Annotated in this window: 5 protein-coding genes; all 5 read right to left on the reverse strand. The window is 48.2% G+C overall.

Annotated elements, in window-relative coordinates; genetic code table 11:
- Positions 1 to 137: 137 nt before the first annotated feature.
- Entirely contained in the window at positions 138 to 896 is a 759-nt protein-coding gene (locus VN105_RS01370; protein WP_325637172.1) for a hypothetical protein, read from the reverse strand.
- 24 nt (positions 897 to 920) lie between these two features.
- On the reverse strand, positions 921 to 2,480 hold the full coding sequence (locus VN105_RS01375) for a RagB/SusD family nutrient uptake outer membrane protein (protein WP_325637173.1): 1,560 nt from the start codon (positions 2,478 to 2,480) through the stop codon (positions 921 to 923).
- Between the two features lie 12 nt (positions 2,481 to 2,492).
- Entirely contained in the window at positions 2,493 to 5,621 is a 3,129-nt protein-coding gene (locus VN105_RS01380) for a TonB-dependent receptor (protein ID WP_325637175.1), read from the reverse strand.
- 60 nt (positions 5,622 to 5,681) lie between these two features.
- The gene (locus VN105_RS01385) at positions 5,682 to 8,531 is read right to left on the reverse strand and encodes a TIM-barrel domain-containing protein (RefSeq protein WP_325637176.1); all 2,850 of its coding nucleotides are present in this window, start codon (positions 8,529 to 8,531) and stop codon (positions 5,682 to 5,684) included.
- Positions 8,532 to 9,020: 489 nt separating this feature from the next.
- The coding region (locus tag VN105_RS01390) for a hybrid sensor histidine kinase/response regulator (RefSeq protein ID WP_325637178.1) at positions 9,021 to 13,004 on the reverse strand (3,984 nt) is incomplete at its 5' end.

Consider the following 13,004-nt stretch of genomic DNA (forward strand, 5'->3'; position numbering starts at 1 on the left):
AACAACCAAAACAGCATTGATTAATACTGAGTATCTTAATTATTTATGATATATATTGTCCGCTTTTATCATCTCACAAAAAATAATTTTAAAAAAACCGGCAGGGAGAACCCCGCCGGGGACCATAATGTGGATTTTTAAAATACAAACCCTTTACGCTTGAACAGCCAGAGATTGCGCCAGCCATCGCCTTGCTGTACCAGCGTTAGTTCATTGGCGTTCAGCTTAACAATATTGTAAGTAACATTATTACCCCAGCTGATATCTGCTCCATTGATCTTAATTGCTTTATTCAGGGTATCCAGTGAAAATGATCCTTTCGTGGTTACTCCTTTATGTATGATAGAGAAGTTGGCATTTTTATTAAGATCAAATGTCATTTCATCTTCCAATACACCCTGATCTCTCAGGCCGGCAGTGCCCACGGTCCACCATGCCGGTTTGTCGGCATCCCCCGGACCATTACCAAAGCAATAGCCGCCGGGAACATCCACCGCCCATACCCAGGTTTTTCCATCAGCGCTATTGGTGAGGAGGTCGTAAATTTCGCTGGAAAAAAACTTCGGATCGTTTTCACTTACGGTTACTTTTACAGAATCCGTTTTCGGACCGCCGTCACCGTAAGCGGAGTATTTTATGAAGAAGTCGCCCGCAAAAGGTAGTATCACTACCGCTTTCGTGTTTTTAGTAGTGCCGAAGCCATAATCCCAGAAAGGGATCACATTTTTTGTTTTGCTTTCCAGTGTTACCTGGTTATCGTAGCCGGGAGTTTGTGTAACAGAAAAATCGAGTTGAATGCCGGCGGGATCCGCCGGGGTGATCCTGTCTTCATAAGGACTGCATGCATAAAACAATGCAGTGGTTAATCCCAGGAAATATATATGCAGACGTTTCATGTGCTTAGTTTTTTAAGTGAGCAATCACCAGCCGGTGTTTTGTTTGAGCGTACCGTTAGATAAATTGATCTGTGTTTCAGGAATAGAGAATAAACCATTTGTTTCTGTACGGAATACTACATTGAAGCCGGCCTGGGAAGAAGGATTATCAATTGCCTGTTTGGCAGCGGCCATGCCCTGCCGGAGCAGGTCCCAGTAGCGATGTCCTTCCAGCGCCAGTTCCCATCTACGTTCCTGCATGATCTGCGTTTTGTTGCCAAGAGTAATGCGGTGGGTCTGATCGCCGAAAGCGCGGTCGCGCACGCGATCCAGGTATCCCTGTGCTTTGGCGGCATTGGCGGCAAGATTTAATTCTGCGCCCATCAGCAATACATCAGCAAAGCGGATCACCATATAGTTATCGAAATTGTCCCATTGGAAACTTCCGCCCAGGTCATCTGCATTTTTATCTTTCAGCGGTGTATATTTTTTTATAAAGAAGCCGGTGTACTGCGCCTGATCACCCTGGTTATAGGTATCGGCAAATCCTTCCCCGTTAATGGAAATGATAGAAGCCGTTTGCCTGCTGTCGCCTGGTGCATAGGAATGAAAGAGGGTTTCATTTACAGTGGCGGCGCCCCATCCTTTGTAGTAAGGGTCCAGTACCTGTGAGCGGATACCGATCATTACCTGCATGCGGTTACCGTTCTGCTGGTCCTGGTTGCCCAAACCGAGGTAAGTATATTGAATAGTGAACACGCCTTCTGCATTATTCTGACCGGCGTAGTCGGTGGTGCTTTCTGCGGAAGCGCGGAACAGGTTCCTGTATTTGGGAACAAGACTATAGCCGCTGTTATTGATCACGTCTTCAATAGCGGCAATGGCATCTGCCTGTGAAAATACGTCTGCAATACCGGGCTTGTTGTAGTAACCGGTGTAGTACAGGAAAACACGGCCCAGTAAAGCTTCTGCCGCCCATTTGGTGGCCCTGCCATATTCGCCGGTAGGAATGCTGGCGAAAGGAGTGGCAGGGATATTAGCTGCTGCGAGCTTCAGGTCGTTGGCAATGAGCATGTATACGCTGTCGGGATTTGCCTGTGGGATATTATAGTTACCGGGTTCCAGCGGCGCCGTGATCAATGGCACATGACCAAACATCCGCACCAGGTCAAAATAGAAGTAAGCGCGCAGAAAATGCGCTTCGCCCACGTAACGGTTCTTAGTGGCGTCATCTCCTTTGAAATCTACTGCATCAATTTTCTGTATCAGTTTATTGGCGCGGTAAATGCCGGTGTAGTATTTCTTCCAGGCATTGCTGTTAAGGTCATTCATTTTAATACCCTTGTCCCATTGGTTCCACCCGTTATCGGAAGTACCACCGCCGCCAAAGCATTCATCGGATGCAATTTCAGCGCTGAGGGCAATATTGCCATAGCCATCCCAGTTCAATACACTGTATGCGGAAACCAATGCCTGGTAAGCATCTGCGGGCGTCTTATAAAAATCCTCTTCTGTTATTGTATTGATGGGCAATGTTTCCAGGAAACTTTTGGAACAGGAAGCCATTAACCCCGTTACGATGATAGCTGCAAATATTTTCTTCATGATTACCGGAGTTTAAAATTTAACATTAAGGCCGAACAGAACAGTTCTTGGCTGTGGGAAATAACCGAGGTCTGTACCGGACGACCAGTTGTCGATACCATAACCCACTTCCGGATCCAACCCACGGTAATGGGTAAACGTAAATACATTCAACCCCGATACGTACAGTCTGAACTGCTGAAGTGGCAGGCGTTTCAGTAATGTTTTCTTAAAGTCATATCCAAAGTTGATGCTCTTCACACGGAGAAAGGCGCCATTATGTACATACAGGTCTGAGAAGCGGGTGTAGTTCTGGTTGGCTTCGTTATTCTGCGTTACACGGGGCATGCTGTTGGAAGTGCCTTCACCATGCCAGCGGCCAAAAATTGCTGTTGTATAATTGTTGGTAAAACGGTCGTAAGCCCTTGTTCCATCCACAATGTCGTTGCCACCCACACCGTTCAGCAGCACACTCAGATCAAACCCTCTCCAGCCGGCAGATAAAGAGATGCCATAGGTTTGCGAAGGATTAGGATCGCCTACTTTTGTTTTATCATCGCCATTGATCACACCATCGCCGTTCATGTCTACAAAGCGTGCATCGCCTGGCTGTGCGCCCGGTTGGATCTTCTGCCCGCTTTTGCTGGTATAGGCGTCTATTTCCGCCTGGTTCTGGAAAATACCGGCTGTTTTCAGACCATAGAAATAACCGATAGGCATGCCGTTCTGCGCACGGAAGTATTCATCCATGTTAGAGGATAGTACCCCGTTGTAAGAAGGATGCAAAACGCCTTCCTGGTTAGGAATATTTATCACGGTATTTTTATTGAAGGCAATGTTACCGCCGATGCCAATATTTACTTCTCCAAACTGGTGGTTGTAGTTAATGCCAAGCTCAATACCCTTGTTCTGAATATTACCGCCATTGATGGTAGGAGCGCCGGTACCCACCAGGTCGGGGATAGGAGCCGTTACCAGCCAGTCGCGCGTATTTTTCTGATACCAGTCGAATGTTACGGTTACGTCTTTGAACAGTGTTGCATCAAACCCGATATCAATTTGTTCAGATGCTTCCCAGTGCAGATCGGGGTTGGGTATTTTGTCGGGAGAAGCGCCGATGGCTTTTTGCCCGTTGAAGTAATAATCGCGGTACATAGAGTTGACAGTGGCCAGGTACCTGAAATCCTCAATCCTATCGCTACCGTTTTGTCCCCATCCACCGCGGATCTTCAGGAAGTTGATCCAACTGCTGCTCTTAAGGAACGCTTCGTTGGTCAGGATCCATCCTAATGAGAAAGCGGGAAAGTAACCATAGCGTTTATTGGCGCCAAACTTGGTGGAGCCGTCGCGGCGCAGCGTAGCGGTAAGCAGGTATTTATCGTCGTAGCTGTAAAACACCCTTCCGAAGTAGGATTGCAGCGCATTCATACTCCTGCCTCCATATACTTTTTGGGTAGAATCATTTCTGCCGTTATCAATAATAGCATGACCAAAATCGGTAATGATAAGATCTGCTTTATTGCCGCTTACATTGTATCCTTCAAATTTCTTTGCCGTGGTACCCACCATTACATTCAGGTCGTGCTTGCCTGTTTTGAGCTGGTAGGTAAGGGTGTTATCCCAGTTCCAGGTAAGATTACGATACATGCCCTGGCTGGCCAGGGAGTGATCGTTCTTGTTATTGGTACCGAGGTCGTATTTGGGAGTAAACGAGTTGTTGTAATTATAGGAGATGTCGGCGCCAAAGTCTGTACGCAGGGTCAGTCCTTTGATGAGGATAGCTTCTGCATAGATGTTACCAATGAGCCTGTCGATGATGGTCTGGTTATTCTGCGTGTAGTCAATCATACCAATGGGATTGGCTTCCTCCGCATAAGGCGATTTGCCATAACTGCCATCTGCATTATACACAGGGTAAATGGGCGAGGCATTCAATAACCCGCGGATAGAGTTATTGTAGATATTGCCGGTGCCAATACCACGCTGGCGTGTATGCGCAAACGTTAGGTTCTCCCCGGTTTTGATCAGGTCTTTATATAGTTTGTGCTCTGAGTTGATACGGAAAGAAGTTCTTTCGAAATTAGATCTGCCGGGAAGTCCCATTACACCTTGCTGTCCCTGGTAAGACAGGGAAGTGGAGAACACGGAATGTTCGTTACCTCCGGCGAGGCCCAGGCTGTAGTTCTGTATGGGCGCATTTTTGATGGTAGCTGCTTTCTGCCAGTCGGGCCCTGTACCCAGCTTCGCAATAGAATCCGGGGTGTAGATAGGTACCGAACCGGAATTGATAGCCGCTTCATTCATGATATGGGCATACTGTTGTGCATTCAGCAGATCCAGTTTGCGGGCCGGGTTCTGTAACCCGTAAGATGCATCAAAACTGACACTCATTTTGCCGGCGCGGCCCTTTTTTGTAGTGATCATCACTACACCATTTGCGGCGCGTGTTCCGTAAATGGCCGTGGATGCAGCGTCTTTAAGCACGTCTATACTCGCAATATCGTTTGGATTAAGGAAAGTGATATCGTCTGCCGGGAAACCGTCAATAATGAAAAGCGGGCGGGAGTCGCCGTTGGTGCCTATACCGCGGATGGTGAATTTCAGCGCATCGCCGGGCTGACCGGAGTTGGATGTTACCTGCACACCGGGCGCCTGGCCCTGCAAAGATTGTTCTACGCTGATGGCGTGATTCTTTATGAGGTCATCGTTGTTGAGATGTACGGTGGCGCCGGTCACTACTTTTTTCTTTTGTGCGCCATAACCCACTACTACCAGCTCATCCAGTCCTGTGGAAGCGGATTGCAGGCTTATGTTCATGGGACCGCCGGCTTTTGCGGGCAGCTCCTGTTTGGTATAGCCTACCAGCGATACCACAAATATTTCGCCGGGATCTGCCTGCAGGGTGAATAACCCGTCGGCGTTGGTAACCGTGCCACGGGTGGTTCCTTTTATAAGAATATTAACGCCGGGCAGGGGACTGCCATCTTTAGCATCCGTTACCTTGCCCGTAATAGTTTGCTTTACAGGTTGCGTATATGCCTTCCCGTTATTGGCAGCTGCGTGCAGCGCGGGAGGCGCTACGGTAGCCAGGCTGCATACAGCAAGCGCCCTTATCACGGTTTGCCGCGGAAAATAGTTGCTGATTGTGTACCAGATTTTCATGTTTAACGTGTTTTATTTAGGCAAAGGAGTTTGAATAATTTTAAGATAAAATGGTCCAGGTCAGATGGCCCGGACCGTTTTTGCTATTCCATTATATGTTATCATTTTACCTGTCTTATGGCTGATATCCGGTCCTACAGCATTTTCCTTACCAACAAATGTTACGAGGAAATACCGCTGCTGCAGCATACCCGGAAAACGGCCTTCCCGTTGTCCTATAGTGAGCGTTTGCGCTGCTTCATTCCAGCGGAAGGAAATGTTGCTGAAGGCGCCTTTCTCGTATTGATAGTTGTTATTTTCATCTTCATAGAGTGTGAACTCCCCGTCTTTACCGGTATACACATACAGCTGTATGGTATCTGCGCGGCGCTCACTGGTATATTGCAGGGCAGGTCCTACCGGCAGGATAGCGCCTTCCTTTACATACAAAGGCATTCTTTGCAAAGGCGCTGCGGCGGTAATATGCCGGCCGCCGGTTTCGTATTTCCCGGTGTAGAAATCATACCAGCCATTGCCTGCGGGCAGGTACAATTCCCGGCTGCGTGCATGGTATTCCGTTACGGGGTTTACCAGGAGAGAAGGACCAAACATGTACTGGTCGCTGATGTTCAGCACTGCCGTATCATGGCCATAGTCCATTACCAGTCCGCGCATTATCGTATAGTCGTGATGGTAAGTACTGCCTGCAATGGAATAGATGTAAGGCAGCAGGCGGTAACGCAGTTTGTCGTAGTACAACATCGACTGGTAGGCCACGCTGCTGTCGGGGGCAATGTTGAACATTTCCCGGTAGGGATATTGCCCGTGTGAACGGAACAGGGGGCAGAAAGCGCCATACTGGAACCACCGGGTATTGAGTTCTCTCCATTCTTCCAGTGCCGGCCCCTGCGGATCGGGGTGGTCATATTTATCTTCCACAAAAAAACCGCCTATATCCGTAGTCCAGTAGGGCAGGCCGGAGAGGCTGAAGTTCAATCCGCCGGGGATCTGTCTTTTGAACTCGGTGAAAGTGGCGCCTATATCGCCGCTCCAGGTGGCGGCGGCATAACGTTGCAGTCCCGCATAAGCGGAACGCGTAAGGATAAACACCCGCTGATCCGGTTTAGCGGCTCTTTGTCCTTCGTAAATTCCCTGAGCATTCACTAATGCATAGGTGTTGAAATATTGGGTGGAAGAGCCGAGCGCAGTAGGATCCATCAGTGTTTTACGTTCTTCAATGGAGGCGTTGGACAGTATATCCGGCTCTGTGGCATCCAGCCACCAGGCGTCTACGCCTTTGCTGAGCAGGTTTTTCTGCAACAGGCTCCAGAACAGTTTACGGGCTTCCGGATTAAAGGCATCGTAAAACGTAGATACGTAACCGTTACCTATCCAGTCGCGCTGCCTGTTTTTGATATTCTGTTTGTATAACCAGCCTTTGCTGTCGAACAATTTATAATTGCTGATGCCTTCATAGAATTTTGGCCATACAGAGATCATGAAATTGGTATGGTATTGTTTATGCAGGCGGCTGATCATGCCGGCGGGATCCGGGAAGCGTGCGGGATCAAACTGCTGGCTGCCCCATTCGTCCTGTTTCCAGTAGCTCCAGTCCAGCACGATATTATCCAGCGGGATCTTTCTTTTGCGGAACTCTGCTACGGTGTTTTCAATCTCCTGCTGCGTTTTGTACCGTTCCCTGCTTTGCCAGAAGCCCAGTGCCCAGCGTGGTATCATGGTGGCTTTGCCCGTTACTTTTCTATAGCCGCTGATCACTTCGTCCATATCTTCTCCATACATAAAATAGTAGTCGATCTTTTCACCTGCTTCGGAGGTCAGCTGCATTTTGTCCGGTCCTTCTGCAGGAACAGGAGGGAGAAATTTGAGGGAAATGAAGGATTGCGCGGTTTCCGGGATCCATTCCACTTTTACAGTGGCAGGCTCTCCTTTTTTAAGAAGATGGCGGAATACAGATGCGCCGGGATTCCAGCTTTCGCGCCACTTATCCAGCTTCAGCTGCCCGTTGATCCATACTTTGGTATAACCGGAAGTGGTCATGAAAAATTTATACTCACCTGTTTCATCTGCATTCACGGAGCCTTCCCATGTTACCTTTCCTTTTACCATGGGAAAGGAGGGAGGGAGCGAGGACAAACGATCCAGGAACTCATAGTCGATCTTATCTTCTATCTTTTTTATATACACGGTATTATTGTAACGGTCGCCATAGATGGCACTGAATCCCCCGGTTTGTCCATCTGCAGAAATTAAGTGTAAGTCGGACATTTGTTTGTAGGGACGGTTGTCCCCGAAACGTGTAATAGAGTAGTTATCCCATAAAATGCCGTAGTGCCGGTTGGATACTACAAAGGGCACGGCTGCTACAGAATTGTATTGAGTGAGATCTACATCCTGGTTTTTGTAATTCATTAAGCCGGTCTGATGCTGGCCGAGTCCATAGAATGCTTCACCGGCAGGGGATTCAAACACCTGTTGGATCCGGTACAGGGATTTATTGCCTATGGTAACCGGTGTAAAACGTTTACCGCCGCCTGCCTCTTCCTGCAGTATAATATTGCCTGCCTTATCACGGAACACCACTTCCCCGGTATTCAGTGCTACAGTGGCAGTAATACTGCCTGTTTTCAGTGTAACGCTTTCATTGCTTTCTTCGGAATCCCATTTGATGGGATTACCACCGGCATCTACGGCCATAAGGCTGGGAGACCCGGTAAAGTGATCGTCTGGCGTGGCGGTTACATGGATCACCTTATCAGTAACCACTTGTAATTTAAGCTGCCTGGCGCCGTTCGGGGCGGGATTTTTTAAATGAATCAACAGGCCGTCAGACAGTTTTTCCACCTGCCCGGCGTAACACCAGGAAGTGAGGAACGTCATTAGTACGATCGGTATCGCCCTCTTTATCAGCATATTTAAACGGATTTTTTTTCGTTGGTTGAACGTGGTTGTTACAAATACAGGTTGTGGCACCTGTGCTGCATTTTTCAAAAACGTGTTACTTCAAAACGTGTTAAAACAAAAGTAAAGGGAGGGTATGAATCAGAGGGTATGGGTATGTTTTAGATGTAGGGCGATTATGTTAACCTGCGGTATCCGGCAGGTAATAAATTGATTCCCGAAAGGGCATTAAATGTTAAGATGCGGCAACCGAAATAACTGGTTTTAAAGCTGTTATAATAAAAAGAGACCAATAAGAGATCCTGTGATCAAACAGTACAGCAGGATTTCAATCAGCAGATACAGGCGGTTGCTTCGTTTAAAGTTTTGCTTGAACATAGTCGGTTTGATAATCAATCTCACAAAATTATCTATTGCCCCTTTTAAGCAGGGGGCGCATTTCGTTATTTCATAGGGCAGATTTGTTGTTTTACGGGATGATGTACTATTGAAGTAGTGGTATTATTTCTTCTTCCCATAAACAGAAGGAAGTACATTGTATTCCATCTTGAAATACTTTGTAAAGTATTTGGGGTTGTTGAATCCCACTTCATACGCTACTTCTGCCACGGTAAGCTGGCTTTTTTCCAGTAGCTGCGCGGCCCGCTTTAAACGGATACTCCGGATAAATTCTATGGGCGACCGGCCGGTGAGGGCCAGGATCTTTTTATACACGGATACCCGGCTCATGAAAAGCGCCCTGCTTAGTTCTTCCACGGAGAAGTCGGGATTGGAAATATTCTTCTCTACAATTTGTAAAGCCTGCTGTATAAATTGTTCATCTGCGGATGAAACAGCTACTTCTCCCGGGTTGGCTTCTATATATTGCTGGAATGTTTTCCGGAGAGATGATTGCTGGGAGATAATGTTCCTGAGCCGCGAAAGCAGCACCTCGAAGTTAAAAGGTTTGGTAATGTAATCGGAAGCGCCGGTTTCCAGCGCCTCCAGCTGCTGGGCTTCTTCCGCCCTGGCGGTGAGCAATACAATGGGCAGGTGCGAGGTACGTTGATGGGCACGTACCTTTTTGCACAATTCCAGTCCATCCATTTCCGGCATGGAAATATCGCTTACTACCAGGTGCGGGAGCGTTTGCTGCAGCACTTTCCATGCGGCAAGCCCGTTCTCTGCTTCTATAATCTGGAAGTACTGGCTGAGATTATCTTTCAGATAAAAACGAAAATCCTCATTATCCTCTACCAGTAATACCACCGGTTTTTTAGAATTGATATTCACACCTGCAGGCGGTGTAACGGCAACGGTAGTACGGATTGTTTCCTGTACATCGCCGGGAACAGCCACGGTAGCCGTTTTTACCGGCAGGAACACGGTGAAGCAACTCCCCATTTCCGGGGCGCTGTCTACTGTAATGCTGCCTCCATGCATTTTCACAAATTCCTTTGTGATGGACAGCCCTATCCCGCTGCCCTGGTTCACCATGGAAGCGGGTACCTCATGCTGGAAGAACCTTTCAAAAATATGTTCCTGCTTTTCGGGAGGAATACCGATACCGTTATCTTTCACAGCAATCTCCAGCTGTGCGGCAGCTTCCTGGTAACTAACGTGAACGGATATATTGCCATTTTCAGGGGTGAACTTAAAGGCGTTGGAGAGCAGGTTAAAGATGATCTTCTCTATTTTATCTGCATCGTACAACATTTTCAGTTCCTGTACATTGCTCTGGAAGGCCAACTGGATATGCTTTTTATCAGACAGGTCGGAAAAAGAGCCGGTGAGGTCCTTCACAAAGCCGATGATATCTCCTTCTGCAGGATGCAGTTTAATTTCCTGGACTTCCATTTTACGGAAGTCGAGCAACTGGTTCACGAGGTTGAGCAGGCGCCGTGCATTCCGCTGCATCAGCTCCAGCTGTACCTTTAAGGAGCCTTCCGCCGTTTGGCGGACAATCTTTTCCAGCGGCGTGATAATGAGACTAAGCGGCGTTCTGAACTCATGACTTACATTGGTAAAGAAGCGGATCTTCAGCGCATCCAGTTCGTGCATGCGCGCGGCTTCCTGTGTTTGCTGTTCCATCCTGAACTTCAGCCGTTCCCGCTCCAGTATGATGCGGCGGGCCAGCAGCAGTGCACCCAGTATGAGCAATATATAACCGAGAAAGGCCGGCCAGGTTTTCCAGAACGGCGGAAGTACTTTTATTTTCAGGGTAAGCCCTTTTTCATTCCACACGCCATCGTTGTTGGAAGCCTTTACCCGGAATGTATACTCGCCGGGGTCGAGGTTGGTGAAGGTGGCTTTTCTTTGCAGCCCGTCGGTATACAGCCATTCTTTATTAAACCCTTCCAGCATATAGGCGTACCTGTTCTTTTCGGGGTGGAAATAGTTCAGGGAAGCAAATTCCAGGGAAAACACATTTTCACCAGGTTTCAGGGTGATGCTTTGTGTTTCGGGAATGGCGGCTTTCAGCAATATACGCCCGTTGATCTTTTCGCCTGGCAGCACGCTTTTGTTAAAGATCTGCAGATCGGTGAGCACTACGGGCGGGATATTATTATTGAGGGCAATGGCATCCGGGTAGAAAAGATTGAACCCATTGCCGCCACCGAAAATAAGTTCACCGCGACTGGTTTTCAGGGCGGCGTTTTCGTTGAAATCTTTTCCCTGCAGGCCGTCGGATTCATCATAATTTTTGAAAGTATAGGTATTGCCCTCAATGGTCATATTAGACAGGCCGTTGGGAGTACTCATCCACAGGCGGTGATCATTGGCTTCGAGGATGTTCAGGATGGAGTTGTCCGGAAGGCCGTTTTCTTTACGAAGGGTAAGGAAGCTGTTGTTTTTGGGATTGAAGAGGTCCAGCCCCTCCCGGGTGCCAATCCATATGCGGCGGCGGCTGTCCTGGAAAATGCATACCACGTTATTATGACTGAGACTGGTGCTGTCGCCGGGGAGGTTGTTGTAATGTTTAAAAGTGCCGGTGGCGGGGTTATATACATCGAGGCCATCGGAAGTGCCTATCCAGAGGTTGCCCTGGTGATCTTCCATGAGGGCGGCAATGTACCTGGACTTTACCTCCTGCCGGTAATGCCGGAACCGCCCGGTGGCAGGGTCCATCCGGTTAAGACCGCCACCGAGAGTGCCTACCCACAGCTGGTGGCGGTTATCTTCCAGTATTTCCCATATACTGTTATCGCTGATGCTGGTACTATCAGCCGGATCGTGTTTATAATGAATAAAACGGCCGTTATCGAAGCGGTCCAGCCCACCAAAATAAGTGCCTACCCATAGCTGTTTGTTGTGATCGATACATAAACTGACAATCACATTACCGGAGATGCTGTTATTGTTGGCGGCATCGTGCCGGTACTGGGTGAAGATATTGCGGGTACGGTCAAAGTAAATCAGTCCGCCTCCATTGGTGCCTATCCATAAATTACCGGCTGCATCTTCCACAAACCGGTTCACATCATTATACGGCAAACTGTTACGGCTATACGCCTGGTACTGGTATAGCGGGAATTTCACCATATTTTCGTGATAAAAGTTCAACCCCTTTTTGAAAGTACCGATCCATATAATGCCGGTATTATCTTTATACAGCGTGGTGATACTGTTCTGGCTCAGGCTGCGGTTATCTTCATTGATATTCTCAATGTAACGGACGCTTTGCGTTTTCTTATTAATAATATTGATGCCGCCATGATCGGTGCCTATCCATACCAGGCCATTGTTATCCGGAACAATGCCTCTTACAATATTGTTATTCAGCGCCATGCCGGGTGTATTCTGACCAATATGCCGGAAATGTTGGGTACTTACCTCAAAATAGTAAACGCCGTTGTCTTCATTATTACTGAACATCCACAGGTCGCCATCGGCATCTGCTACCATTATCCAGCCGCCAGGAGGGATTTCAGATCTTACGAGTGTATAATCACGGTAAACCACCTGGTGGTTGCGGGCGTCCATTTTTTCCAGCAGGCCATTGCTGTGCAGCAGCCAGTAAGCGCCCGCCTTACCTGGCAGCAGGGCGGATACGCTGTTGGTTCCAATACTGCCGCTGTCATTACTATGTGTAAACCGTTTTACCCCGTTGGCGGTATTTACCAGGAAAATTCCCGCCGAAGGGTGCAGGAACCAGTACCCGCCGGAGGGATCTTTTACTATATCGGTAACGGCGTTCCCGGGAAATCCCCACTGGCGGAGGATCTTTTCCGGGTGCCGGTTAAAACGGGTGGTCACCGGGTCGTAGATATTGATGCCCGACCGGGTTTGGACCCAGAGCTGCTGCCCCGGCCCAGCCATGATTTTACTGATATTATTATCCGCTACCGAAGTAGTATCGCGCAGATCATGCTGGTATACTGTGAAATGATAGCCGTCGAACCGGTTTAGTCCCGACACGGTGCCTATCCACATAAACCCGGTGCTGTCCCTGAAAACACAGTTTACCTGGTTATTAGACAAGCCCTGGTTGATATCAATCCTGTT

This window comes from Chitinophaga sp. (genome assembly GCF_035564935.1).
Taxonomy (GTDB): domain Bacteria; phylum Bacteroidota; class Bacteroidia; order Chitinophagales; family Chitinophagaceae; genus Chitinophaga.